The organism is Kineococcus xinjiangensis, assembly GCF_002934625.1.
Classification (GTDB): Bacteria; Actinomycetota; Actinomycetes; order Actinomycetales; family Kineococcaceae; genus Kineococcus_A; species Kineococcus_A xinjiangensis.
Genome location: NZ_PTJD01000010.1, coordinates 67,412 through 92,235 on the forward strand (window position 1 = coordinate 67,412; position 24,824 = coordinate 92,235).

Below are 24,824 nucleotides of genomic sequence, written 5' to 3' on the forward strand. Positions count from 1 at the left end.
CTGCTGGTCGCTCCGCCGTCCGGGGCGAGGGCCTCCTCGCTGGAGCGCTAGTGTCCCGCACGGGCGGAGCCTGTCCGAATCCGTGCCCTCCACGGCGCACGGCCCCCGCGGCGGGGGAGCGGCCCGCGCGGAGCGACGAGGGCGGGAGACGGCTGTGCCGGCGCACGGAGCACCCCCACCGGAGCAGCCCGCCGAGCCGCTGGCGCCCGAGGCCGCACCTCCCGCCGAGCCGCCCGCGTCGGAGGCCGAGCAGTCCGCGCCGGGGCCCACGGCGGAGGGGGCCCGCGTCCGCCGTCGCCGTCCCCTCGCCACCGCCCTCGGCGCCGCGGGCGGGGTGGTCCTCCTGCTCGCCGGCTACGCCGCCCTCGACGCCGCCGACGTCGCGCCCGGGCCCCTCACCCGCCGTTCCGCCCCCACCGCCGCCCCGCTGCCCACCGCCCCCGCCGCCGTGGTGCCGCCCACCGCGGCCCCGGCGGTGCTGCCCCCGCTGGAGGAGGACGCACCCGCGGCGTCGGAGGAGGGCCTCGCGGCCGTCCTGGGGCCCCTGCTCGCCGACCCGGCGCTCGGCCCGAGCGTGTCGGCCTCGGTGCTCGACGCCACGGACGGGCGCGCGCTGCTCGACGTGCAGGCCGCCGTGCCCCGCACCCCGGCCTCGACGGTGAAGGTCCTCACCGCGGCCGCCGCCCTGCGGGCCCTCGGCCCCGCCACGGTGCTGCGCACCCGCGTCGTCCAGGGCGCCGTGCCCGGCGAGGTCGTCCTCGTCGGCGGTGGCGACGTCCTGCTCGCCGCCGGCGCCGGCGACCCCGACCGGGTCCTGGGCCGCGCCGGGCTGGGGGACCTCGCCGCCGAGACCGCCGCGGCCCTGCGGGCCCAGGACCGGCCGGTGGTCTCCGTGCGCGTCGACGACACGGCGTTCCAGGGCCCGGGCCTCTCCGCCGGCTGGGCGCCCGGTGACGTCGGCAGCGGCTTCGTCGCACCCGTCTCCGCCCTCGCGGTGGACGCCGGCAGGCTGCGCCCGGCACCCGTCGCGCCGCGGCACCCGGACCCGGCGATGGCCGCGGCCGAGGCGTTCGCCGAGCGCCTGGCCGAGCACGGCGTCGAGGTCGCCGGCCCCGTGCTGCGCGCCCCCGCCCCCGCGGGCGCCGAGGAGCTCGCCGCCGTCTCCTCCGCACCGGTGGCCGAGCAGGTGGAGTGGATGCTCGCCACGAGCGACAACGTCTCCGCCGAGGCGCTGGGCCGCCTCATCGCCCGCGAGCGGGGCCTGCCGCCCACCTTCGACGGCGCCTCGGCGGCGGTGCGCGCGGAGGTCGCCGCCCTGGGGGTGCCGGTCGACGGCGTGCACCTCGTCGGCACGAGCGGACTGGGCCGCAGCAGCACGGTGCCCGCCCGCACGCTCACGGGCGTCCTCGCCGCGGCGGCCTCCGACGCCCACCCGGAGCTGCGGGCGACGCTCACCGGGCTGCCCGTGGCGCAGGCGACCGGCACCCTCGCGGAGCGCTTCGAGCAGCCCCCGGCCGCACCCGCGGCGGGTGTGGTGCGGGCGAAGACCGGCTCCCTCAACGGCGTCACCTCCCTGGCGGGGCTGCTGCGGACCACCGACGGGCAGCTGCTCGCCTTCGCCGTGATGGCGGACGCGGTGCCGTCCGGGGGGACGCTGGCCGCCCGGCGCGCCATGGACCGCATCGCGGCCGTCCTCGTGGAGTGCGGCTGCCGCTGAGCCGGATGCGCCGCGCGGTGCTCCCGGGACGGCAGCGGCGGAGGTGGCTCCTGGTGCACCGGTGGCGCCTGGTGCGGGCGCGGCCGCCCTGCGCGGCGCGTAGCGTGACGGCATGACAGCGGGCACGGACGGGCAGGACACCACCCACCCCGCGCACGGCGCAGCAGGGGCCGGCGCGGGCGCGACCACCGTGGCGGTGGGCTCCCTCGTCGACTTCGAGCTCGCCGCCCGCACGGCCGCCCGGCTGGTGCGCCCCGGCCCCGCCGTCAGCCGCGACGAGGCCGACGACGCCGTCGCCGCCCTGCGCGCCAGCGCCCTCGCCGCCGTCGGGCCCGTCGCGGAGGTCGCCCGCCTGCAGCGCGACCCGGACGTGGCGGAGGGCCCCGTCCTCGTCGTCGACCGGGCCTCCTGGGCCCGCGCCAACGTCGAGGGCTTCGAGGCCCTGCTCGGCCCCGTGCGGGTGCCGCTGCCCGAGCGGCGCGGCCCGCGTGCCGTGCCGCTGGACCGGGCCGCCGTCGCGGTGGGACGGCGCACCACCGGCGCGGAGCTGGGGGGCCTGCTCGCCGTCCTCGGCAGCCGCGTGCTCGGGCAGTTCGACGCGTTCTCCGGCGCGGACGAGGGCCGCCCCGGCCGCCTGCTGCTCGTGGCCCCCAACGTGCTGCAGGTGGAGCGGGAGCTCGACGTGCCGCCGGCCGACTTCCGGCTCTGGGTGTGCCTGCACGAGGAGACCCACCGCCTGCAGTTCGGGGCGAACCCGTGGCTGCGCGGCTGGGTGCTCGAGGAGGCCCGGAGCCTCGCCGCGGACCTCCTCGGCCAGCCCCGGGCCCTCGCCGAGCGCCTGCAGGACGTCGTCCGCCGGCTGCCCGAGCTGCTGCGCGGGGGCGACGACGGCCCCGGCACCGGGGTGCTGGACCTCGTGCAGTCGCCGAGCCAGCGCGAGCGGGTGCGCTCGATGGTGGCCGTGATGTCGCTGCTGGAGGGCCACGCCGACGTCGTGATGGACGACGTCGGCCCGCAGGTCGTGCCCTCCGTGGCCCGGATCCGCAAGCGCTTCACGCAGCGCCGCCGCGGGCGCGGCGGGCTCGACCAGGTGACCCGCCGGCTGCTGGGCCTGGACGCCAAGACGAGGCAGTACGCCGACGGCGCGCGCTTCGTGCGCGGGGTCGTGGCCGAGGTCGGCATGGAGGGGGTCAACGCGGTCTGGCAGGGGCCGCACACGCTGCCCACGCCCGCGGAGATCGCCGACCCGGCGGCCTGGGTGCGTCGCGTCCACGGATGAGCGGGCCCTCCCCGGCCACCGCCGCGGTGCGCCGCGCGGTCCGCGAGGACCTCGCCCTGCTGCGCCGCGAGTGCTCCGGACGGGTGGTCCTCGTGGCGTGCAGCGGGGGCGCCGACTCCCTCGCCCTGGCCGCCGGTGCCGCGTTCGCCGCGGCACGCTCCGGGTTCGCCACGGGCGCCGTCGTCGTGGACCACGGGCTGCAGCCGGGCTCGGCGGCGGTCGCCGAGGCCGCGGCCGGCCAGTGCCGGGGTCTCGGTCTGGAGCCCGTCGACGTGGTCGCGGTGGCGGTGGGCCGCGCCGGGGGCCCGGAGGCCGCGGCCCGCGACGCCCGCTACGCCGCCCTGGAGGCCGCAGCCGTCGCGCACGGGGCGGAGGCCGTCCTGCTCGCGCACACCCGCGACGACCAGGCGGAGAGCGTCCTGCTGGGGCTGGCGCGCGGGTCGGGGGCGCGCAGCCTCGCGGGGATGCCGGCGGTGCGCGGACGGTGGCGCCGTCCCCTGCTGGAGCTGCCCCGCTCGGTGGTGCGGGCCGCCTGCGCCGACGCGGGCCTGGTGCCGTGGGAGGACCCGGCCAACGCCGACGCCGCCCTGGCCCGCGCGCGGGTGCGCCACCGCGTCCTGCCGGTGCTGGAGGCCGAGCTCGGCCCGGGTGCCGCCGCCGCCCTGGCCCGCACCGCCCGCGCCCTGCGCGACGACGCCGACGCGCTGGACGCCCTGACCGACGCCCTCGCCGCCTCGGCCGTGCGCGTCGAACCCGCCGGCGGTGCCTCCGCCGCGGTGGCCGACCTGGCGGCGCAGCCGGCGGCGCTGCGGCGGCGGTTGCTGCGGCGGCTGGCGCTGGCGGCCGGTGCTCCCGCCGGGGCGCTGGCCGCGGTGCACGTCGACGCCGCCGACGCCCTGCTGCTGGACTGGCGCGGGCAGGGGCCGGTGGCGCTGCCGGGGGGTCTGGAGCTGCGGCGTTCGTGTGGCAGGCTGCGCGTGGAGCGCGGTGCCCGGCCCCGGGAACCGCTCCGAGCCAGGACGCCGGGGACCTGACGCGGGTCGCCGGGCAGCGAGCAGTCGAGGAGGCACGGGGTGGACGCCCAGGACGTCGGGACGGACCTCGAGAGGGTCCTGCTGACCAAGGAGCAGATCGCTGCCCGCGTGCAGGAGCTGGCGGCGGAGCTGGACCGCGACTACGCGGGCAAGGACGTGCTGCTGGTGGGCGTGCTGAAGGGCGCCGTCATGGTGATGGCGGACCTGTCCCGCGCCATGCGCATCCCCGTGGCGATGGACTGGATGGCGGTCAGCTCCTACGGCTCCGGCACCCGCTCCTCGGGGGTGGTCCGCATCCTCAAGGACCTCGACGCCGACATCTCCGGCCGCCACGTCCTCGTCGTGGAGGACATCATCGACTCGGGCCTGACCCTGTCGTGGCTGCTGGCCAACCTCAGCTCGCGCGAGCCCGCGTCGGTGCGGGTGTGCACGCTGCTGCGCAAGCCGGACGCCGCGAAGGTCCACGTGGACGTGGCGTACGTCGGCTTCGACATCCCCAACGAGTTCGTCGTGGGCTACGGCCTCGACTTCGCCGACCGCTACCGCAACCTGGACGCGGTGGGCACCCTCGCCCCGCACGTCTACAGCTGACCCCGTCCGCGGCCGGCGCCGCGGAACCGGCGGGCCACCGCCGTCGTTGCAGTCCCTGAGCGCCGGTCTCCGCGACAGCACCCGTGCCAGGTGCGCGGTGTACCGTCGTGCCAACTACGTGCTAGCAGGAGGGACGGGGGTCGCCCCCCTCGACTGATGTCCAATCTCAAGCGCCTCTTCCGCGGCCCCGCGATGTGGATCGTGCTCGCCGTGCTGCTGGTCATCGTGGCGATGTCCTTCATCGCGTCGAGCGGTACGGCCGAGGTGTCGACCACCAAGGCGATCCAGCTCATCGAGCAGGACAAGGTCAAGGAGGTCGTGCTCACCGACAACGAGCAGCGCATCGACCTGACCCTGAAGGACAACGTCCTCGAGCAGGGGGCGTCGAAGGTCCACTCCTACTACATCTTCCAGCGCGGTGGGGACATCCTCGAGGTCCTCGCCGACAACCCGCCGCCGGAGGGCGTGACCGACGAGGTGCCGCGCGCGGGCATCCTGCAGACGCTGCTGTTCTCGATCGCGCCGTTCATCATCCTGCTCCTCCTCTTCTGGTTCCTGATGGGCCAGATGCAGGGCGGCGGCAGCCGGGTCATGAACTTCGGCAAGTCCAAGGCGAAGATGGTCTCCAAGGACACCCCGAAGGTGACCTTCGCCGACGTCGCCGGCGCCGAGGAGGCCGTCGAGGAGCTCCACGAGATCAAGGAGTTCCTCTCCGAGCCGGCGAAGTTCCAGGCGGTCGGCGCGAAGATCCCCAAGGGCGTGCTGCTCTACGGCCCTCCCGGCACGGGCAAGACGCTGCTCGCCCGGGCCGTCGCCGGTGAGGCGGGGGTGCCGTTCTACTCGATCTCGGGCTCCGACTTCGTGGAGATGTTCGTCGGCGTCGGCGCCAGCCGCGTGCGCGACCTCTTCGAGCAGGCCAAGGCCAACGCCCCGGCCATCGTCTTCGTCGACGAGATCGACGCCGTCGGCCGCCACCGCGGCGCCGGCCTCGGCGGTGGGCACGACGAGCGCGAGCAGACCCTGAACCAGCTCCTCGTCGAGATGGACGGCTTCGACGTCAAGGCCAACGTCATCCTGATCGCGGCCACCAACCGCCCCGACATCCTCGACCCGGCCCTGCTGCGCCCGGGCCGCTTCGACCGCCAGATCGCCGTCGAGGCCCCCGACATGGACGGCCGCGAGAAGATCCTGCGCGTCCACTCCAAGGGCAAGCCGATGGCCCCGGACGTGGACCTGCGCGGGGTGGCCCGCCGCACCCCCGGCTTCACCGGTGCGGACCTGGCGAACGTCCTCAACGAGGCGGCCCTGCTGACGGCCCGCGCGAACGCCGCCGTCATCGACGACCGCGCCCTCGACGAGGCCATCGACCGCGTCATGGCCGGCCCGCAGAAGCGCACGCGGCGGATGAACGAGAAGGAACTGAAGGTCACCGCCTACCACGAGGGCGGCCACGCCCTGGTGGCCGCGGCGCTGCCGAACACCGACCCGGTCACCAAGGTCACGATCCTGCCGCGCGGGCGCGCCCTCGGGTACACGATGGTGCTGCCGCAGGAGGACAAGTACTCCACCAGCCGCAACGAGATCCTCGACCAGCTCGCCTACGCCCTCGGTGGCCGCGTCGCGGAGGAGCTCGTGTTCCACGACCCCACGACGGGGGCGTCGAACGACATCGAGAAGGCGACGACGCTCGCCCGCAAGATGGTCACCCAGTACGGGATGAGCGAGCGGATCGGCGCGATCAAGCTGGGCTCGGGGCAGGGCGAGGTGTTCCTCGGCCGGGACATGGGCCACGAGCGCGACTACTCCGAGGACCTCGCGGGCATCGTCGACGAGGAGGTCCGCCGTCTCATCGAGGCCGCCCACGACGAGGCGTGGGAGATCCTCGTGGAGCACCGGCAGGTCCTCGACGACCTCGTCCTGGCGCTGCTGGACCGGGAGACGCTCAACCGCGAGGAGCTGGCGGAGATCTTCGCCCCCGTGGTCAAGCGGCCCGCGCGCCCGGTGTGGCTGTCCAGCTCCCGCCGCGCCGTCTCCGAGATCCCGCCGGTGCTCGGCCCGCGGGAGCGCGGTTCCGCCAACGGCCACGCCAACGGGTTCCAGACGCCCGTCCACGGCTTCGGCCCGCACGAGCAGTCCTGACGCCCCGGCCCCACCGAGCGGGCCGCGGCACCCACCAGCGCAGCAGGAGCGACCACCATCGACAGCACGCCCACGAGCGGGGCCGGAGCGCCGGAGACCACCGGCGCCCGGCCCCGCTTCGACGTTCCCCGCGCCGAGGCCGCCGTGCGCGAGCTGCTCCTCGCCATCGGCGAGGACCCCGACCGCGAGGGCCTGCGCGACACCCCCCAGCGGGTGGCGCGCGCCTACCGCGAGATGTTCGCCGGCCTCTGGCAGGACCCGACAGACGTCCTCGTCACCGACTTCGGCCTCGAGCACGACGAGCTGGTCCTCGTCCGCGACATCGAGGTGCAGTCGATGTGCGAGCACCACCTGCTGCCCTTCCACGGCGTCGCCCACGTCGGCTACATCCCCGGTGAGCACGGCCGGGTGACGGGGCTGTCGAAGCTGGCCCGGCTGGTGGACCTCTACGCCCGCCGCCCCCAGCTGCAGGAGCAGCTCACCACCCAGGTCGCCGACGCCCTGATGAGCCGGCTGCACCCGCGCGGCGCCATCGTGGTCGTGGAGTGCGAGCACTTCTGCATGAGCTACCGCGGGGTCCGCAAGGACGGCGCCCGCACGGTCACCTCCGCGGTCCGCGGCGCGCTGCGCAACCCCGCCACGCGGGCGGAGGCCATGAGCCTCATCGTGGGGCGCTGACGTGGAGCCGGGCGGTCGCGGCCCGCGCGACGTCGCCGCGCTGCTGGCGCCGGGGCGGTGCCGGGTCGTGGGGGTCCTCAACGTCACCCCCGACTCCTTCTCCGACGGCGGCCGCTGGATGGCCGCGGACGCTGCTGTGGCCCACGCGCAGGCGATGGTCGCGGCGGGCGCGGACCTCGTCGACGTCGGCGGGGAGTCCACCCGCCCCGGGGCGCAGCGCGTGGGCGCCGACGAGGAGGCGCGCCGGGTGCTGCCGATCGTGGAGCGCCTCGCCGCGGCCGGGGTGGCGGTGAGCGTGGACACGATGCGGGCGGACGTCGCCCGCCGGGCCGTGCAGGCCGGTGCGGTGGTCGTCAACGACGTCAGCGGCGGCCTGGCCGACGAGGCGATGGCGGCGGCCGTGGCGGCGACGGGCGCGCTGTTCGTGGTGTCCCACTGGCGCGGCCACAGCGACGTCATGACCTCCCGCGCCACCTACACCGACGTGGTCGCCGATGTCGTCGCGGAGCTCGCCGCCGCCCGCGACCGCGCGGTGGCCGCGGGCGTTCCGGCGGAGCGGGTCGTGCTGGACCCCGGGCTGGGCTTCGCGAAGGTCGGCGAGCACGACTGGGCGCTGCTGCGCTCCCTGGACCGCCTGCGCGCCCTCGGGCACCCGCTGCTGGTGGGTGCCTCCCGCAAGCGGTTCCTCGGTGCCCTCCTCGCCGGTCCCGACGGCGCCGCGCCACCGGCGCCGGAGCGCGACGCCGCGACGGCCGCGGTGACGGCGCTGGCCGCGCACGCCGGGGCGTGGGGGGTGCGCGTGCACGACGTGGCCTCCTCCGCGGCGGCGGTGCGCGTGGCGGCGGCGTGGGCGGACCCGGCCGCCGAGCGACCCGGCCCACCGGTCGCCGCGGGCGAGCGGGCAGGATCGCGTCCATGAGCACCCTGGACGCCAGCCCGCCGGTGCTGGACCGCTCCGGCCGTCCCCTGGACCGCATCGTCGTGCGGGGTCTGGAGGCCGTCGGCCACCACGGCGTCTACGAGGAGGAGCGCCGCGACGGGCAGCTCTTCCGGGTCGACGTGGCCCTGCACCTGGACACCCGGGCCGCCGCCGCGGAGGACGACCTCGCCGCCACCGTCCACTACGGGGTGCTGTCGGAGCGGATCGTGGCCGTGCTGACGGGGGAGCCCGTGGACCTGCTGGAGACCCTCGCGGAGCGGATCGCCGCGCTGTGCCTGGCGGAGCCCCCCGTGCGGGCCGTCGACGTGGTGGTGCACAAGCCGCACGCGCCCATCCCCGTGGCCTTCGCCGACGTGGAGGTCGCGGTCCGCCGCACCCGCGGCGACGAGCGGGGCTGCGCGTGAGCGGCGACCCGCTGACGGCGGCACCGGCCGCCCCGGCAGCGGCGGTGCTGGCCCTGGGCACGAACCTCGGCGACCGGGGGGAGGCGCTGCGCTCCGCCGTCCGTGCGCTGCGGTCGGTGCCCGGGGTGCGGGTGCGGGCCGTCTCGCCGGTCGTGGAGACCGATCCCGTCGGTGGCCCCGAGCAGCCCGACTACCTCAACGCCGTCGTGCTCGTCGAGACGGACCTCGCCCCGCAGGGGCTGCTCGACGCCTGCCAGGACGTCGAGGCGCGGCACAGGCGGGACCGCTCGCCGGCGGCGGTGCGCTGGGGCGCGCGGACCCTGGACGTCGACGTCGTCGACTACGCGGGGCTCGTCGCCGCGTCGGAGCGCCTCGTCCTGCCGCATCCCCGCGCGCACACCCGGGCCTTCGTGCTGGCCCCCTGGCACGCCGTCGACCCCGCCGCGGTCCTGCCGGGGCCGGGCGGGGGGCGGGTCGCGGACCTGCTGGCCGCGGCGGGCGCGCAGGGCGTGCGTCCCGCGGAGGTGGCGCTGTGAGGCCGACGCAGTGGTCGCGGCTGGTGGCCGTCGCCGCGGTGGCGGGGGCCCTGACGTGGGCGGGCGTGCGGCTGTGGGCGGCCCGTGGCGCGCACGAGCCGCCGCTGCTGTGGACGACGGTGGCGGCGCTGGTGCTCATCGCGGTCGTCGTCGCGGGCGCGGGCTGGCCGGTGCGGCAGTGGCTGCGCGGGGACCGGCAGCGGCGCATCGACGCCCTGCGCGCGGCCCGCACGGCGGTGCTGGGCAAGGCGTCGGCGTACGCGGGGTCGCTGCTGCTGGGCTGGTTCGGCGGGCAGGCGGCGCACTACGCCGCGACGTTCGCGATCGACGCCCGCCGGGAGCGGATGTGGGTGGCGCTGGCCGCAGCCCTGGCGTCGCTGCTGATGGTGGTGGCGGGGCTGCTGGTGGAGCGCTGGTGCCGCGTGCCGCCGCGCCAGGACCGGGACACGGGCGGCGGAGCGGTGGCCGACGCGCTGGACTGACGCCCGGCCCCGCCCCGCCCCGCCCCGCTCCGCCCCGCCCTCCTCCGCCCCGCCCCGCCCGGAAAGGACCCTTTCCGGGGTCGTCCGGGGGTGCGCGAGCACGGAAAGGACCCTTTCCGGGGTTCAGGAGGGGTTCTTGAAGGGTCCAGGAGGGGCTCGGCCGGCGCCCCCGCCTCAGTCGTCGTCCTCCACGTGCCCGGGGGTGCCGCGGCGCAGCGCCGTGTGCACGACGTCGGGGGTGAGGATGCCGACGTAGCGGTCCCCGTCGAGCACCGGCAGCCACCGCTGGTCCTGGGCGAGCAGCATGGAGAACCCCGTCCGCAGGGTCTCGGTCTGCTGGATGGACGAGGCGAAGGGCCGCAGCCACTCGCCCACGGTGCCCTGCCGCGCCCCCACGCGCATCGCCTGCGTGACCGACCCGCGGCTGACCCAGCCGAGCGGGTGCACCTCGTCCGCGTCGAGGACCACGCCCCAGGAGCGGCCGTCGACCTCCAGCGCCGTGGCGGCGTAGCCGACGCCGTCGCCCTCGGCGAGGACGGTGGGCCGGTCCAGGTCGTCGGGCCGGATGGGGGTGACGGCCAGGCGCCGCAGGCCGCGGTCGGAGCCGATGAACCGGATGACGAACTCGTTGGCCGGGTCCGACAGCAGGGTCGAGGGGTCGGCGTACTGCTCCAGCACGCCGCCGGCGCTGAGCACGGCGACCCGGTCGGCCATCTTCACCGCCTCGTCGAGGTCGTGGGTGACGAACAGGACGGTCTTGCGCAGCTCCGACTGGATGCGCAGGAACTCGTTCTGCAGCCGCTCGCGCACCACCGGGTCGACGGCCCCGAACGGCTCGTCCATGAGCAGCACCGGGGGGTCCGCGGCGAGCGCCCGGGCGACGCCCACGCGCTGCTGCTGGCCGCCGGAGAGCTCGTGCGGGTAGCGGCTGCCGTACTCGCCGGGGGGCAGGCCGACGAGGTCGAGCAGCTCGTCGGCGCGCCGGCGCCACAGCCGTGACTCCCAGCCGAGGAGCTTGGGCACGGTGCCGACGTTGGTGCGCACGTCGAGGTGCGGCAGCAGGCCGCCCGCCTGGATGACGTAGCCGATGCCGCGGCGCAGCTGGACGGGGTCGGAGTGGGTGACGTCCGTCCCGTGCAGGAGGATCCGCCCGGAGCTGGGCTCGACGAGGCGGTTGACCATCCGCAGGATCGTGGACTTGCCGCAGCCGGAGGGGCCCACGAGCGCCACGAGCTCGCCGTTGCGGACGTCCATCGTCAGGTCCCCGACGGCCACGGTCCCGTCGGGGTACTGCTTGCGGACACCGTCGAGACGGATGGCGACGTCACCGGTAGCGTCGGCCGCGTGATCCTCGGTGGTCTCGGCGCTCATGTCCGAAGCCTGTCCGAGGGCTGCCTGAGCCGCAACGAGTGGATCTGCGGGGACTACCTGGACTCCCGCCGCGCGGAGCTGCTGGCCGCGACGTGGCAGCACGCCTGGATCACCGTGGTCAGCGTGGTCCTCGCGTCGGTGCTGGCGTTCCCGCTGGCGCTGCTGGTGCGGCGCCGGCCGGGGCCGAAGGGGCTGCTGCTGGCGTCGTCGACGGTGCTCTACTCCATCCCGTCGCTGGCGCTGATCCCCGTGATGGTGCCCTTCACGGGCCTGTCGCCGTGGACGGTGGTGCTGCCGCTGGCGCTGTACTCGCTGGCCGTGCTGCTGCGCAACACCCTCGCGGGGCTGGACGGGGTGCCGACGCCGGTGGTGGACGCCGCGCGGGGCATGGGGTACGCCCCGGCGCGGCTGCTGCTGACCGTGGAGCTGCCGCTGGCGCTGCCGGCGATCCTGGCGGGTCTGCGCATCGCCACCGTCTCGGCCGTGGCGATGACCACGATCGGCGGGCTGGTGGGCTTCGGCGGCCTGGGCACGCTGCTGCTGGACGGGCAGCGGAGGAACTTCCGGGCGCAGGTCCTGACCGCGACGGTGCTGGTGGTCGCGCTGGCGGTGGTGGTGGACCTGGTGCTGCTGGCGGTGCAGCGGGCGGCGGGGCGGCGGGGCGGGCGGCGTGCGGCCGGCGCGGAGCCGGTCCTGCAGGGGGGTGGGCCGGGGTGAGCGCCTCGCAGGGCTGGGTGGGGCTGGTCGGGGACTACCTGCTGGACCCGCGCAGCTGGACGGAGCCGGGCGGGCTGGGGGAGCGCCTCGTCGAGCACGTGTGGCTGAGCGGGCTGAGCGTGGCGCTCGCGGTGCTGCTGACGGTGCCGGTGGCGCTGCTGCTGGGCCACGCCGGGCGCGGCGGCGGGCTGGCGGTGGTGCTGGGCAACCTGGGGCGGGCGGTGCCGGTGCTGGCGCTGATCGCGCTGCTCTTCCTGCTGCCGGCGCCGCTGGGGCCGCGGGACGCCTCGGTGGTGGTGGCGCTGACGCTGTTCGCGGTGCCGCCGCTGCTGACGAACACCTACGTCGGGGTGCGGCAGGTGGACCGGGGCGTGGTGGAGGCGGCGCGGGGGATGGGCATGAGCGCCGCGCAGGTGCTGCTGCGGGTGGAGCTGCCGCTGGCGCTGCCGCTGGTGCTGACGGGGCTGCGGCTGGCGGCCCTGCAGACGGTGGCGACGGCCTCGGTGGCGGGGATGGTGGCCGGGCCGGGGCTGGGGCGGATCGTGACGGAGGGGTTCACGACGGACGCGCCGAGCCGCTACGTGGGTGCGGCGCTGGTGATCGCCGCACTGGCGCTGGCGGTGGAGGGGCTGCTGGTGCTGCTGCAGCGCGCCGCCGACCGGGTGGGCCGGGCGCGGCGCAGGGGGCCGGGTGGCGGCGCGGCGGACGACGGAGAGGACCTGCAGGACGCGGGTGTCGCCTCCCTGGGGTTCACTACGTCCTGACAGCAGCGCGAGCGGCCGGGGGTCGTCCCCGGTTCCCCCCTCGCCGGACACGCGTGGCCTGGCGGTCACGGGACACAGAAGGCGGTCTTCGATGCGACGTCGTGCACTCCTGGTCAGCGCCCTGGCGGGGTCCGCCGTGGTCCTGGCCTCCTGCTCCAGCCCCGCGGAGGTCTCGGGGAACCCGTCCGCCTCCTCTTCGCCGAGCGGGTCCGCCTCGGAGGCCGGCGAGCTCGTGGTGGGCGGCTCGACCGCCAGCGAGATGGCGATCATGCAGAACATCTACGCGGAGCTGCTGCGCGCGCAGGGCTACGAGGTGACGATCAAGCCGGCGGGGGAGCGGGCGGTCTACGCCAAGGCGCTGCAGTCGGGCGAGGTGGACGTCGTCCCCGAGTACGCCGCGTCGCTGGCGGAGTACCTCAACCGCACGCAGAACGGCGAGGACGCCGCCCCCGTCGCCACCTCCGACGCGGCGACCACGGTGGAGGCGCTGCGGCCGCTGGCGGAGGAGGCCGGGCTGGAGGTGCTGGAGCCCGCCGCGGCGCGCAACTCCAACGGCTTCTACGTCAGCGAGGAGTTCGCCCGGCAGAACTCGGTGAGCACGCTGAGCGAGCTGGCGGCGCTGGGGAAGCCGGTCGTCCTGGCCGCGGGCGACGACTGCGTGGAGAACACGTTCTGCCAGCCCGGCCTGGAGCAGACCTACGGGCTGCAGATCAGCGAGGTCACCGGCGACCCGTACGGCAGCGCGTCGGCGAAGCAGAAGGTCCTCGACGGCTCGGCGCAGCTCGGGCTGACCGGCACCACCGACGGGACGCTGGAGGCGCAGGGGCTGGTGCTGCTGGAGGACGACAAGGGCCTGCAGGCCGCCGACAACCTCGTCCCCGTGGTCAACGCCGAGGCGGCGGACCCGAGGATCGCCGAGGCGCTCGACGAGCTCGCCGAGACCCTCACCACCGAGGACCTGGCGCGGCTGAACGTCCAGGTCGACGGGGAGCGGAAGAAGCCGGCCGAGGTGGCGAAGGCCTACGTGGCGGAGAAGGGGCTGGTCTGACGGCCGGGCCCCGCCTGCGCGGCGGGGCCCTCTGGCACGCTGGGCGGGTGAGCTCACCGCAACCCGTGTCCGTCGAGCCGTTCGCGCCGCCGGGGGTGACCTGGAGCCGCCTCTCGCCCCGGCTGGTGACGGTCCGCCGCGCCATCTCCGGCGTCGTCACAGGGGTGCTGGCGGTCGGACTGCTCGTCGCAGGGGTGCTGGTCAGCCCGTGGTTCCACGCCGGGGCGGGGCTGGTGCTGCTGTCCGGGGCCTGGGAGTGGTGGCTCATCGGCCGGCAGGTGCCGGCGTGGGGCTACGCCGAGCGCGACGACGACCTGCTGGTGCTGCACGGCCTGCTGTTCCGGACGCTCGTCGTGGTCCCGTACGGGCGGATGCAGTACGTCGACGTGAAGGCGGGGCCCGTCGAGCGGCGCTTCGGGATCGCCACCCTGCAGCTGCACACGGCCTCGGCCTCCACCGACGCCGTCATCCCGGGCCTGCCGCCGGAGGAGGCCGCCCGCCTGCGCGACCGGCTGGCCGGCCGTGGCGAGGCGAGGCTGGCCGGGCTGTGAGCACCGAGCGACCGGGCACCGAGGGCCCTGCGGTGGAGGGTCCCGCAGCGGGGGAGCCCGCCGCCGAGCCGCCCGCCGCCGAGCCGGCGCTGGAGCGGGTGGACCCGGGCTCGGTCGATCCGGCGACGCGGCAGGTGCTGGCGGACCCCGGCTGGCAGCGCCTGCACCCCGTGACGCCGCTGCTGCGGGGCTGGAAGACCCTCGCGGTGATCTTCGCGGTGCTGGTCCACCAGAACTTCGAGCACCTGCTGGAGCCCGAGCGGCCGTCCTGGCAGCTGCTGGCGGCCGTGGGCGGGGGGATCGTCCTCCTGACCCTGCTGAGCGTCGTCTGGGGCGTGCTGGCCTGGCGGCGCACCCGCTACCGCATCGACGCCGAGGCCGTGCACATGGAGAGCGGTGTCCTCTTCCGGCAGCAGCGGCGGGCGCAGCTGGACCGGTTGCAGGCCGTCGACGTGGTCCGCCCCCTGCTGGGACGCCTCGCGGGCCTGGCGGAGCTGCGCCTGGAGGTCGCCGGCGGCGCGGGCGGCGGGGTGCGCCTGGCGTACCTGAAGGAGGAGGAGGCGCAGCGGGTGCGCAACGCCCTGCTCGCCGCCGCCGCGGGGGTCCGCTACGCGGAGGGCGAGGAGGCCCCGGAGGCGCCGGAGCGGCCCGTGGTGGAGGTTCCGGTGCAGCGCCTCCTCCTCTCGATGCTGTTCTCCGGGCTGACCGTGTGGGTGCTGGTGGCCGTGGCTGGGGCGGTGGCCGCCGTGTTCGCCGACGGCGGCGTGATCTCCCTGGCCGCGGCCGCGCCCCTGGTCCTGGGGGCGCTCGGTGCGGCCTGGCAGCGCTTCACCCACGGCTTCGGCTTCTCCGTGGCGGAGTCCCCGGACGGGCTGCGGGTGCGGCGCGGGCTGCTGGAGCTGCGCTCGCAGACGGTGCCGCCGGGCCGGGTCCAGGCGCTGCGGATCTCCCAGCCGCTGCTGTGGCGGCGCCCGGACTGGTGGCGGGTGCACGTCAACGTGGCCGGGTACGCCGTGGGCGTGGAGGCGCAGGGCGAGGAGCGGCTGGTGCTGCCGGTGGGTACGCGGGAGGAGCTGGCCCGCGTGCTGGCGGTGGTGCTGCCGGACCTGGGCACCGACGAGGCGCCGATCGACGTCGTCTCGGCCGGGCTGACGGGCCGCGACCGCGACGGCGGCTTCACCCCGGTGCCGCCCGCGGCGCGCTGGCTGGACCCGCTGGCGCGGCGCCGGCTGGGGTTCCGGGTGACGGAGCGCGCGTTCCTGTCCCGGGGCGGGGTGCTGCGCCGCTACCTGGACGTCGTCCCGCACGAGCGGACCCAGAGCCTGGCCCTGCAGCAGGGGCCGTGGCAGCGCCGCCTGGGCCTGGCCAGCGTGTCCTTGCACTCCACGCCCGGTCCGGTCGCCCCGCAGGTGCGCCACCTGGCGGCGGAGGTGGCGGCGGAGCTGCTGCAGGAGCAGTCGGTGCGGGCACGGACCGCGCGGGCGGCGGCGGGGCCGGAGCGGTGGATGGAGCGCGGCACGGTGCCGCCCGCGCGGGCCGCCGCGCCGGTGCCGGGGGAGCGGACCGCCGCGCCGGAGGCCTGAGGCGCCCCGCCCGGCCGGGCTCGCCCGCCGGGCGGGCCCGACCGCGGCGGGCCGGGATCAGCGCCGGGTGCCGGGCCCCGCGCCGCGCTGGTTCAGCTTGGTGGCCAGCTCCAGCATCCGGGCGCGGGTGCGGGGGTTGGCGGCGAGCTGCTGGGCCTTGCGGACGGCCTGGCCGGTGAGCCGGCGCCCCTGGGGCGTGGCCAGGAACTTCGAGATCTTCCCTGCGAGTCCGGGCATGGTGGTTCCTCCTCGTGGGGCCCGTGGTGCGGGGCCGTCGTCGCTTCCCGCGGTTCCGGAGCCCGGTCGCGGAGGGGCGGTGGCCCGTCCACCGGGCAACGGCTGCGGTGGTCAGCATGGTTCCCGACCCGGCGCGTGTCCGCGCGCCGACGGGCGTGCCGGTGGGCCGGGCGGGGCGGGTGGTGGGGCTTCAGGCCTTGCGCAGGACGACGGCCACGTCGGTGACGGTGAAGAGGAACCTGCCCGCGCGTGCGAGCTGGCGCAGCTCCTCCACCCAGCCGGCGGCGCGGGCGGAGAGGTCGCGGTCGTCGGAGACGGCGGCGAGCACGCCCGTGGCCACCTTCCACGCCACGGACCCGACGTCGAAGCGCCGGTGCGGGTCCGCCCAGGAGTGCACCGACTCCAGCGCGAGGCCGCTGACGTCGGCGTAGCGCAGCAGCTTGCGTCCCGCGAAGCCGTCGACGCTGGCGCCGGCGCTGGGGGCGTGCGCGACCCAGTGGTCGATGAGGGTGCGGGTGAGCTGGTCGTCGGTGCTGGAGAAGAGGGCGGTGTCCCAGTCGCTCTGCGCGAGGACGAAGCGCCCCCCGGGGCGCAGCAGCCGCTGGACGTCGTCGAGGTGGGCGGCGGGGTCGGCGAGGTGCTCGAGGGTGTTGAGGGAGATCGCCACGTCCAGGCCGGCCTCGGGCAGTGGCAGGGGGCGGTCGAGGTCCGCGATGTGGGCGCGGACGCGGGGGTCCAGCAGCAGGTCGTCGTCGAGGGTGGCGGCCACGTCGACGGCGTGCACGAGTGCCGCGTCCGTGGCGAGCAGGGCCCGCGTCAGGCGCCCCGGCCCGCAGCCGAGGTCCGCGACGACGGAGCGCGACGCCGGCTGGGCCAGTCTGGTCACGTTCTCGAAGCGTCCCACGCAGGCGAGCGTAGGCAAGGGACGGCGGCCGCGCCCGGGCGGCCCGCCGGGGCGGGGGAGGGCCGGGCGCGACCGGGTGGAGCGGGGTCCTCAGCCGCCGCGGCTCTTGCGGGCCAGCTCGGTGAGGACGGTGCGCTCGACGGCGGCGCTGTCGGCGGGATCCATGTCGACGAACTGCACGACGGTCTCGCCGGCGGACTCGTCGACGCGCAGGACCTCCCCGTGGGCGTGGACCTCCACGCCCTCGTCGAGCGTGAGGCTGACCTCGACCTTGTCGTGGGGGGCGGGCAGCTGGTCCCCGCTCTGGAGGCGGACGCCGGTGCGGGAGATGTCGACGGTGGTGGTGCCACCGTCGTAGCCGGCGCCGACGAGGTGCGCGGGGCGGCGGGTCTGGGCGCGGACGGCGCCGCGGCGGGCCTCGTTGGCCAGCAGGACGACGCCGGTCAGGGCGAGCTCGTCGTCGCGGTGCGCCTGGGCGACGGCCTGGAAGACGGCGAGGGAGCCGTCCTCCTCCATGCGGGCGCTGGCCCACACCCGCTGTCCGTCGAGGGCCTCGACGATCGCGGGGGGCATGCCCACCTGGCTGGTCACCACGAGTCCGGAGGCGCTGGAGGTCCAGGACCGGACGACGCCGACGTGCACGTCGGGGCTGCCCGTGGGCATGAGCGTGACCTCGGTCCCCGGGATCGGTCCTCCGGTGCTGAGCGGGTTGCCACCGCTCGCGTTCATGCGCCCTCCCCGTCGAGATGCTGGTCGCTGAGTAGTCACTCAATCACGGCACGTTACTACGGCGAGCCGTGATTGTCTCAGGAGTGACGCTGTGTGACGGTTGTTGCTCCGCTCGTGAAGGCAACTGGTGATCGGGGGCGGGGAGAGCCCCTGGCGTGGTGGGGGATTGACCCTGGAGGGTGATTGTCACTCGGAGTGATCAGTTGCCTGTAGTAGTCTCCCGTCGCCGGGCGTGTGCTCTCAGCGTGCGCTCTGCAGGGGTTCGGACAGCGGCCCTGACGCGGATTCGTGGGGGGTTGCGCGTCGCCAGCCGGGCCGTCCGCGCTGCACGGAACACCCCCGCTCTTCCATGCCCGGCCCGGGGGGCCGGCCAGGCCGGAACAGACCGAGTGAGGGAATCCAGGCATGACCGAAGCGACCAATCCGCGCGACATCCCCGTCGTCATCCTCTGCGGCGGCATGGGGACCCGCCTGCGCGAGGCCAGCGAGAAGCTGCCGAAGCCGCTGGTGGACATCGGTGGCCGCCCCATCCTGTGGCACATCATGAAGCTCTACAGCGCGCACGGCTTCCGCAAGTTCGTCCTGTGCCTCGGCTACAAGAGCGACATGATCAAGCGGTACTTCCTCGACTACCGCCTCAACGCCGGTGACTTCACGATTAACCTCTCCACCCATGAGGAGCCGGAGTTCCACTCTGCCGGCGTGCAGGAGGACTGGGAGATCACCTTCGTCGAGACGGGGCTCACCACCGCCACCGCCGCCCGCATCTTCCGCGTGGCGCAGCACCTCGACGCCGACAAGTTCTGCCTGACCTACGGCGACGGCATCGGCGACGTCGACATCGCCAAGACGCTGAAGGACCACGAGGCCGGCGGGCGCCTCGCCACCGTGACCGCCGTGCACCCCTCCAGCCGCTACGGCGAGATGCACGTCGAGGACGGGGCCGTCGTCGAGTTCAACGAGAAGCCGACGCTGGCCGACGGCTGGGTGAACGGCGGGTTCTTCGTCTTCCAGCGCGAGTTCGTCGACACGTACCTCGAGGACGACCCCGAGGTCATGCTCGAGTCGAAGCCGCTGCAGCGCGTCGCCCGCGACGGGCAGCTCACCCTCTCCGCCCACGAGGGCTACTGGCTCGGCATGGACACCTTCCGCGACTGGACCGAGCTGAACAAGCTCTGGGACTCCGGACAGGCCCCGTGGAAGATCTGGCAGGACTGACGGAGCGGGCTGAGGAGAGGGACACCATGAAGATCGTCGTCACCGGTACCGAGGGGTACCTGGGTTGCCTCCTGGCGCCCGAGCTGCTGCGCCGCGGGCACTCCGTGCTCGGCATCGACACCGGCTACTACAAGAACGGCTGGCTCTACAACGGCGTCGACGCCTCCGTCGAGACGCTCGCGAAGGACATCCGCCACATCGAGCCGCACGACCTGGCCGGCGCCGACGCCATCGTGCACATGGCCGAGCTGTCCAACGACCCGCTCGGCGAGCTCATCCCCGACGTCACCTACGTCGTCAACCACAAGGGCTCCGTGCGCCTGGCGGAGATGGCCAAGCGGGCGGGCGTGCAGCGCTTCGTCTACATGTCCTCCTGCAGCGTCTACGGCGTCGCGGAGGGCGTGGTCGACGAGGAGTCGCCCGTCAACCCGCAGACCGCCTACGCCGAGTGCAAGGCGATGGTCGAGCGCGACCTCGCCCCGCTGGCGGACGACGAGTTCTCCCCGACGTACCTGCGCAACGCCACCGCCTACGGCGCCTCCCCGCGCCAGCGCTTCGACATCGTGCTGAACAACCTCGCCGGCCTCGCCTACACCACCGGCAAGATCGCGATGACGAGCGACGGCACCCCGTGGCGCCCGCTGGTCCACGGCCTGGACATCGCCAAGGCCATCGTCAACGTGCTCGAGGCCCCCCGCGAGGCCGTGCACAACGAGAAGTTCAACGTCGGCGACTCCGCGCAGAACTACCGCGTCCGCGACATCGCGGAGGCCGTGCAGCGCGCGTTCCCCGGCTGCGAGCTGACCTTCGGCGCCAACGGCGGGGACAACCGCAGCTACAAGGTCAACTTCGACAAGATCCACTCGGCGCTGCCGGGCTTCTCCTGCGACTGGGACGCCGACAAGGGCGCTCAGCAGCTCGCGGAGGTCTTCCGGAAGATCGACCTCGACGAGGCCACCTTCACGGGCCGCGGCCACACCCGGCTGAAGCAGCTGGAGCACCTCATCCGCACCCAGCAGCTGGACGCGGACCTGTTCTGGAGGGGCGCGTGAAGATCAGCACCACGCACATCGAGGGCGTCGCGATCGTCGACCTCGAGGTCCGGGAGGACTCCCGCGGCGGCTTCGCCCGCACCTTCTGCCGCGAGGAGTTCGAGCAGGCAGGGCTGATCCCCGCCGTCGAGCAGTGCAACCTCTCGTTCAACCACAAGGCCGGCACGCTGCGGGGCATGCACTTCCAGGTCGACCCGGCCCCGGAGGCGAAGCTGGTCCGCTGCACCCGCGGCGCGATCCAGGACATCATCGTCGACATGCGGCCCGGGTCCCCGACCCGCCTGCAGCACGTCGCGGTGGAGCTGACGGCGGACAACCGCCGCGCGCTCTACGTCCCGCCGTACTTCGCGCACGGGTACCTCACCCTGACCGACGGCGCCGAGGTGGTCTACCAGGTCAGCCAGAGCTACACCCCCGGCACCGAGCGCGGCCTGCGCTACGACGACCCGGACCTCGCGCTGCCCTGGGCGGTCCCCGTCACCACCATCAGCGAGAAGGACGAGAGCTGGAAGCTCCTGTCCGAGGGAGCGGTCACCGAGTGATCATCGTCGACAGGGCGCTGCAGCAGCGCCAGGCCGAGGGCCGCCCGATCCGGGTGGCCCTCGTCGGGGCCGGCTTCATGGGGCGCGGCTTCGTCAACCAGGTCGTGAACTCCGTACCCGGCATGGAGCTCGTCGCCATCGCCAACCGCACGGTGTCCAAGGCCCGCGACGCCTACGAGCAGGCGGGCGTCACCGGGGTCGTGGAGGCCGACGACGCCGCCGCCGTCGACCGCGCCATCGCCGCCGGCCGGCCCGTCGTCAGCGGCAGCTACGAGGCCGTCGTCGACGCCGAGCAGATCGACGCGGTCGTCGAGGCCACCGGCAACACCGAGTACGGCGCGCACGTCGTCGTCCGGGCCATCGAGGCAGGCAAGCACATCGTCCTGCTCAACGCCGAGGTCGACGGCACCGCCGGCCTGGCCCTGCGCAAGCGCGCCGAGAAGGCCGGGGTCCTCTACACCGGCTGCGACGGCGACCAGCCGGGCGTGCAGATGAACCTCATCCGCTTCGTCCGCAGCATCGGCCTCACCCCGCTGGTCTCCGGCAACATCAAGGGCCTGCAGGACGAGTACCGCAACCCCACCACCCAGGAGGGGTTCGCGAAGCAGTGGGGCCAGGACCCCTACATGGTCACCAGCTTCGCCGACGGCACCAAGGTCTCCTTCGAGCAGGCGCTCGTCGCCAACGCCACCGGGATGACCGTGGAGAAGCGCGGCATGCGCGGCGCCGACCACCGCGGGCACGTCGACGAGCTGACGAAGCAGTTCGACGTGGAGGAGCTCAAGGCCCTCGGCGGCGTCGTGGACTACGTCGTCGGCGCCAAGCCCGGCCCCGGCGTCTACGTGCTCGGCACCCACGACGACCCGAAGCAGAAGCACTACCTCAACCTGTACAAGCTGGGCGAGGGACCGCTCTACAGCTTCTACACGCCGTACCACCTGTGCCACTTCGAGGTGCCCCTGACGGTGGCGCGCGCGGTCCTCTTCGGCGACCCCGCGATCCAGCCGTCGGACCGGGTCACGGTCGAGGTCGTCACCACCGCCAAGACCGACCTGAAGGCGGGCAAGGAGATCGACCGCCTCGGCGGCTACGACACCTTCGGGGTGGCCGAGCGCGCCGACGTGACCGCCGAGCAGCGGCTGCTGCCGATGGGCGTGGCCGAGGGCTGCGTCCTCAAGCGCGACGTGGCCAAGGACGAGGTCCTGACCTACGACGACGTGACCCTGCCCGAGGGGCGCCTCATCGACGCCCTGCGCGCGGAGCAGGCCGCCATCCTGGCGGGCTGAGCACCGCGCCACCCGGCTGAGGAGGCCGCCGACCCCACCGGGTCGGCGGCCTCCGCCGTTCCCGGTGGGGGCGAGGGGGCGTCACGCCCCGCGCGGTGCCGCTCAGGCGCCGACGTAGGCCGCGAGGTGCTCGCCGGTGAGGGTGGCGCGGCCGGCGACGAGGTCGGCGGGGGTGCCCTCGAAGACGACCCGGCCGCCGTCGTGGCCGGCGCCCGGGCCGAGGTCGACGATCCAGTCGGCGTGCGCCATGACCGCCTGGTGGTGCTCGACGACGATGACCGACTTGCCGGAGTCGACGAGACGGTCGAGCAGGGCGAGCAGGTTCTCCACGTCGGCGAGGTGCAGGCCGGTGGTCGGCTCGTCGAGGACGTAGACGCCGCCGTCGGCGCCCATGTGCGTGGCCAGCTTCAGCCGCTGCCGCTCACCCCCGGACAGCGTGGTGAGCGGCTGGCCGAGGCTGAGGTAGCCGAGCCCCACGTCGGCCAGGCGGGCCAGGACGGTGCGGGCGGCGGGGGTGCGGGCCTCACCGGCGCCGAAGAACTCGCCGGCCTCGGTGACGGACATGGCGAGCACCTCGCTGATGTTCCTGCCGCCGAGGCGGTGCTCCAGCACCGCCGCCTGGAACCGCCTGCCCTCGCACTCCTCGCAGGCGACGGCGACGCCGGCCATCATGCCGAGGTCGGTGTAGAGGACCCCGGCGCCGTTGCAGGTGGGGCAGGCGCCCTCGGAGTTGGCGCTGAACAGCGCTGGCTTGACGCCGTTGGCCTTCGCGAACGCCTTGCGGATCGGGTCGAGCAGCCCGGTGTAGGTCGCCGGGTTGCTCCGGCGCGAGCCGCGGATCGCGCCCTGGTCGACCGAGACGACGCCCGCGCCCGACGGGATCGACCCGTGGACCAGAGAGCTCTTGCCGGAGCCGGCGACCCCCGTGACGACGCAGAGCACCCCGAGCGGGATGTCGACGTCGACGTCGCGCAGGTTGTGCGCGTCGGCACCGCGGATCTCCAGCGCGCCGGTGGGCGTGCGCACCGACTCCTTCAGGCGGGCGCGGTCGTCGAGGTGGCGGCCGGTGAGGGTGCCGGCCGCCCGCAGCCCCGCCACGGTGCCCTCGAAGCAGACGGTGCCGCCCGCCGCGCCGGCGCCGGGGCCGAGGTCGACGACGTGGTCGGCGATCGCGATGGCCTCCGGCTTGTGCTCCACGACGAGCACCGTGTTTCCCTTGTCCCGCAGCCGCAGCAGCAGGGCGTTCATCCGCTGGATGTCGTGGGGGTGCAGGCCGGTGGTGGGCTCGTCGAAGACGTACGTGACGTCGGTGAGCGAGGAGCCGAGGTGGCGGATCATCTTGGTGCGCTGCGCCTCGCCGCCCGAGAGGGTGCCCGCCGGCCGGTCGAGGGAGAGGTAGCCCAGGCCGATCTCCGTGAACGAGTCGAGGAGGTGCTGCAACCCGGTCAGCAGCGGCGCCACCGACGGTTCCTCCAGCTCGCGCACCCAGTCGGCCAGGTCGCTGATCTGCATCGCGCTGACGTCGGCGATGCTCCTGCCCTCGATCTTCGACGAGCGGGCCAGCTCGCTGAGGCGGGTGCCGTCGCAGTCGGGGCACGTCGTGAACGTCACCGCGCGCTCCACGAAGGCGCGGACGTGGGGTTGCAGCGCGTCGACGTCCTTGGACAGGAACGACTTCTGGATCTTGGGGATCAGCCCCTCGTACGTCAGGTTGATCCCGTCGACCTTGATCTTGGTCGGTTCCCTGTGGAGCAGGTCGCGCAGCTCCCTCTTCGTGAAGTCCCGGATCGGCTTGTCCGGGTCGAAGAAGCCGCAGCCGCTGTAGATGCGGCCGTACCAGCCGTCGGCGCTGTAGCCGGGGATCGTGAACGGCCCCTCGTTGAGCGACTTGGTGTCGTCGTAGAGCGCGGACACGTCGATGTCGGTGACCCGGCCCATGCCCTCGCAGCGCGGGCACATGCCGCCGGTGATCTGGAAGTCGCGGCGCTCCTTCACGGTCTCCCCACCGCGCTCCAGCGTGACCGCGCCCGCCCCGCTGATGGAGGCGACGTTGAAGGAGAACGCCTGCGGGGAGCCGATGTGCGGATCCCCGAGCCGGCTGAACAGGATGCGCAGCATCGCGCTGGCGTCGGTGGCGGTGCCCACGGTGGAGCGGGGGTTGGCCCCCATCCGCTCCTGGTTCACGATGATCGCCGTGGTCAGCCCCTCGAGCAGGTCGACCTCGGGGCGCGCCAGCGTCGGCATGAACCCCTGCACGAACGCGCTGTAGGTCTCGTTGATCAGCCGCTGCGACTCCGCGGCGATGGTGCCGAACACCAGCGAGCTCTTCCCCGAGCCGGAGACGCCGGTGAACACCGTGAGCCGGCGCTTCGGGATCTCGATGCTGAGGTCGCGGAGGTTGTTCTCCCGCGCGCCGTGCACGCGGATCAGGTCGTGGCTGTCGGCGACGTGCCCGTCGGGCAGTCGCACGTCGGTCCTGGTTGCCGTGCTCATCGTCTCCCCCTCCGTGAGGCGGGGCCGCCTCCGCGGTCTCCGTCGTCGCCCGGCTCGATCCGGTCAGCGAACCAGCTCCCTGCGACACGGGGAACCCCCGCGGCGCAGCCGGCCGGGTCAGCGCAGCTCGTTGATGCGCAGCAGGTTCCCGGCGGGGTCGCGCACGGCGCAGTCGCGCACGCCGTAGGGCTGCTCGGCCGGTTCCTGCACGACCTCCGCGCCGGCGGCCTGGAGCCGGTCGAAGGCGCCGTCGAGGTCCTTCGCGGCCAGCGTGAGGGCGGCGTAGGTGCCCTTGGCCATCATCTCGGTGATGACCCGGCGCTCCTCGTCGGTGACCCCGGGGTCCGCGGCAGGCGGGTGCAGGACGATCGACGTGGGCTGCCCGACGGGGCCGACGGTGATCCAGCGCATCCCGTCGTACCCGACGTCGTTGCGGACCTCGAAGCCGAGGACGTCGCGGTAGAAGGCCAGCGAGGCCTCGGGGTCGTCGTGCGGGAGGAAGGCGTGGTGGATGGTGATGTCCATGCCG

At 74.9% G+C, this 24,824-nt stretch carries 25 protein-coding genes; 19 read left to right on the plus strand and 6 right to left on the minus strand.

Annotation, left to right across the window (positions count from 1 at the left end):
• Positions 1 to 154: 154 nt before the first annotated feature.
• The 10 genes from dacB (at position 155) to CLV92_RS14200 (ending at position 9,800) form a co-directional block, all read left to right on the plus strand.
• Positions 155 to 1,717: a D-alanyl-D-alanine carboxypeptidase/D-alanyl-D-alanine endopeptidase gene (dacB, locus tag CLV92_RS14155; protein ID WP_158257252.1), complete on the plus strand. Its 1,563-nt coding sequence runs from the start codon at positions 155 to 157 to the stop codon at positions 1,715 to 1,717.
• Positions 1,718 to 1,829: 112 nt separating this feature from the next.
• Positions 1,830 to 2,996 carry a zinc-dependent metalloprotease gene (locus CLV92_RS14160; protein ID WP_104433675.1) on the plus strand — a complete coding sequence of 389 codons (1,167 nt, stop codon included), beginning with the start codon at positions 1,830 to 1,832 and terminating at the stop codon, positions 2,994 to 2,996.
• Positions 2,993 to 4,030, plus strand: coding sequence for a tRNA lysidine(34) synthetase TilS (gene tilS / locus CLV92_RS14165; protein ID WP_104433677.1), 1,038 nt, complete (start codon positions 2,993 to 2,995; stop codon positions 4,028 to 4,030). The genes CLV92_RS14160 and tilS overlap by 4 nt, the downstream gene beginning before the upstream one ends.
• 39 nt (positions 4,031 to 4,069) lie before the next feature.
• Positions 4,070 to 4,621 carry a hypoxanthine phosphoribosyltransferase gene (hpt, locus tag CLV92_RS14170; protein WP_104433679.1) on the plus strand — a complete coding sequence of 184 codons (552 nt, stop codon included), beginning with the start codon at positions 4,070 to 4,072 and terminating at the stop codon, positions 4,619 to 4,621.
• Positions 4,622 to 4,777: 156 nt separating this feature from the next.
• Positions 4,778 to 6,760, plus strand: coding sequence for an ATP-dependent zinc metalloprotease FtsH (gene ftsH, locus CLV92_RS14175; protein ID WP_104433681.1), 1,983 nt, complete (start codon positions 4,778 to 4,780; stop codon positions 6,758 to 6,760).
• A 57-nt stretch (positions 6,761 to 6,817) separates the two neighbouring features.
• Complete coding sequence (folE, locus tag CLV92_RS14180) at positions 6,818 to 7,438, plus strand: GTP cyclohydrolase I FolE (protein WP_104433683.1); 621 nt, start codon at positions 6,818 to 6,820, stop codon at positions 7,436 to 7,438.
• Position 7,439: 1 nt separating this feature from the next.
• Entirely contained in the window at positions 7,440 to 8,357 is a 918-nt protein-coding gene (folP, locus tag CLV92_RS14185; RefSeq protein ID WP_211291131.1) for a dihydropteroate synthase, read from the plus strand.
• A complete protein-coding gene (folB, locus tag CLV92_RS14190) occupies positions 8,354 to 8,782 on the plus strand; it encodes a dihydroneopterin aldolase (protein WP_104433685.1) in 429 nt (142 codons plus the stop codon). The genes folP and folB overlap by 4 nt, the downstream gene beginning before the upstream one ends.
• A complete protein-coding gene (gene folK, locus CLV92_RS14195; RefSeq protein ID WP_104433687.1) occupies positions 8,779 to 9,318 on the plus strand; it encodes a 2-amino-4-hydroxy-6-hydroxymethyldihydropteridine diphosphokinase in 540 nt (179 codons plus the stop codon). Before folB ends, folK begins: the two co-directional genes overlap by 4 nt.
• Complete coding sequence (locus CLV92_RS14200) at positions 9,315 to 9,800, plus strand: DUF3180 domain-containing protein (protein WP_104433689.1); 486 nt, start codon at positions 9,315 to 9,317, stop codon at positions 9,798 to 9,800. The genes folK and CLV92_RS14200 overlap by 4 nt, the downstream gene beginning before the upstream one ends.
• Before the next feature lie 174 nt (positions 9,801 to 9,974).
• Here the strand turns inward: CLV92_RS14200 and CLV92_RS14205 are convergent, their stop codons facing one another.
• Positions 9,975 to 11,171: an ABC transporter ATP-binding protein gene (locus tag CLV92_RS14205; protein WP_104433691.1), complete on the minus strand. Its 1,197-nt coding sequence runs from the start codon at positions 11,169 to 11,171 to the stop codon at positions 9,975 to 9,977.
• Between CLV92_RS14205 and CLV92_RS14210 the strand changes: the two genes are divergently transcribed.
• The 5 genes from CLV92_RS14210 (at position 11,145) to CLV92_RS14230 (ending at position 15,834) form a co-directional block, all read left to right on the plus strand.
• Positions 11,145 to 11,888, plus strand: coding sequence for an ABC transporter permease (locus tag CLV92_RS14210; protein WP_211291132.1), 744 nt, complete (start codon positions 11,145 to 11,147; stop codon positions 11,886 to 11,888). The two genes, CLV92_RS14205 and CLV92_RS14210, sit on opposite strands and share 27 nt — an antisense overlap.
• Positions 11,885 to 12,652, plus strand: a complete 768-nt coding sequence (locus tag CLV92_RS14215; RefSeq protein WP_211291133.1) for an ABC transporter permease — start codon at positions 11,885 to 11,887, stop codon at positions 12,650 to 12,652. Before CLV92_RS14210 ends, CLV92_RS14215 begins: the two co-directional genes overlap by 4 nt.
• Before the next feature lie 91 nt (positions 12,653 to 12,743).
• Positions 12,744 to 13,700 (plus strand): ABC transporter substrate-binding protein, encoded by a 957-nt coding sequence (locus CLV92_RS14220; protein ID WP_104433693.1) that lies wholly within the window; start codon positions 12,744 to 12,746, stop codon positions 13,698 to 13,700.
• A 47-nt stretch (positions 13,701 to 13,747) separates the two neighbouring features.
• Positions 13,748 to 14,251, plus strand: a complete 504-nt coding sequence (locus tag CLV92_RS14225) for a PH domain-containing protein (RefSeq protein ID WP_104433694.1) — start codon at positions 13,748 to 13,750, stop codon at positions 14,249 to 14,251.
• Positions 14,248 to 15,834, plus strand: a complete 1,587-nt coding sequence (locus tag CLV92_RS14230) for a PH domain-containing protein (RefSeq protein WP_245886819.1) — start codon at positions 14,248 to 14,250, stop codon at positions 15,832 to 15,834. The genes CLV92_RS14225 and CLV92_RS14230 overlap by 4 nt, the downstream gene beginning before the upstream one ends.
• A 57-nt stretch (positions 15,835 to 15,891) precedes the next feature.
• Here the strand turns inward: CLV92_RS14230 and CLV92_RS14235 are convergent, their stop codons facing one another.
• The 3 genes from CLV92_RS14235 to CLV92_RS14245 form a co-directional block, all read right to left on the minus strand.
• Entirely contained in the window at positions 15,892 to 16,071 is a 180-nt protein-coding gene (locus CLV92_RS14235; protein ID WP_104433696.1) for a hypothetical protein, read from the minus strand.
• A 190-nt stretch (positions 16,072 to 16,261) separates the two neighbouring features.
• Complete coding sequence (locus CLV92_RS14240; protein WP_158257253.1) at positions 16,262 to 16,975, minus strand: methyltransferase domain-containing protein; 714 nt, start codon at positions 16,973 to 16,975, stop codon at positions 16,262 to 16,264.
• A 90-nt stretch (positions 16,976 to 17,065) separates the two neighbouring features.
• Positions 17,066 to 17,638, minus strand: a complete 573-nt coding sequence (locus tag CLV92_RS14245) for a PilZ domain-containing protein (RefSeq protein WP_158257254.1) — start codon at positions 17,636 to 17,638, stop codon at positions 17,066 to 17,068.
• 471 nt (positions 17,639 to 18,109) lie between these two features.
• Here CLV92_RS14245 and rfbF point away from each other — a divergent pair, with 471 nt between their 5' ends.
• From rfbF to CLV92_RS14265, 4 genes are read left to right on the plus strand one after another with little or no spacing between them, the layout of a single operon-like run.
• Positions 18,110 to 18,922, plus strand: coding sequence for a glucose-1-phosphate cytidylyltransferase (rfbF, locus tag CLV92_RS14250; protein ID WP_104433702.1), 813 nt, complete (start codon positions 18,110 to 18,112; stop codon positions 18,920 to 18,922).
• A 26-nt stretch (positions 18,923 to 18,948) separates the two neighbouring features.
• Complete coding sequence (locus tag CLV92_RS14255; protein ID WP_104433704.1) at positions 18,949 to 19,974, plus strand: NAD-dependent epimerase/dehydratase family protein; 1,026 nt, start codon at positions 18,949 to 18,951, stop codon at positions 19,972 to 19,974.
• The gene (gene rfbC / locus CLV92_RS14260) at positions 19,971 to 20,516 is read left to right on the plus strand and encodes a dTDP-4-dehydrorhamnose 3,5-epimerase (protein ID WP_104433705.1); all 546 of its coding nucleotides are present in this window, start codon (positions 19,971 to 19,973) and stop codon (positions 20,514 to 20,516) included. The genes CLV92_RS14255 and rfbC overlap by 4 nt, the downstream gene beginning before the upstream one ends.
• A complete protein-coding gene (locus CLV92_RS14265) occupies positions 20,513 to 21,802 on the plus strand; it encodes an NAD(P)H-dependent oxidoreductase (RefSeq protein ID WP_104433707.1) in 1,290 nt (429 codons plus the stop codon). The genes rfbC and CLV92_RS14265 overlap by 4 nt, the downstream gene beginning before the upstream one ends.
• Before the next feature lie 102 nt (positions 21,803 to 21,904).
• On the opposite strand, the gene CLV92_RS14270 is transcribed toward CLV92_RS14265, so the two are convergent.
• Entirely contained in the window at positions 21,905 to 24,295 is a 2,391-nt protein-coding gene (locus CLV92_RS14270; protein ID WP_104433709.1) for an excinuclease ABC subunit UvrA, read from the minus strand.
• A 117-nt stretch (positions 24,296 to 24,412) separates the two neighbouring features.
• Entirely contained in the window at positions 24,413 to 24,820 is a 408-nt protein-coding gene (locus CLV92_RS14275; RefSeq protein WP_104433868.1) for a VOC family protein, read from the minus strand.
• Positions 24,821 to 24,824: the final 4 nt, after the last annotated feature.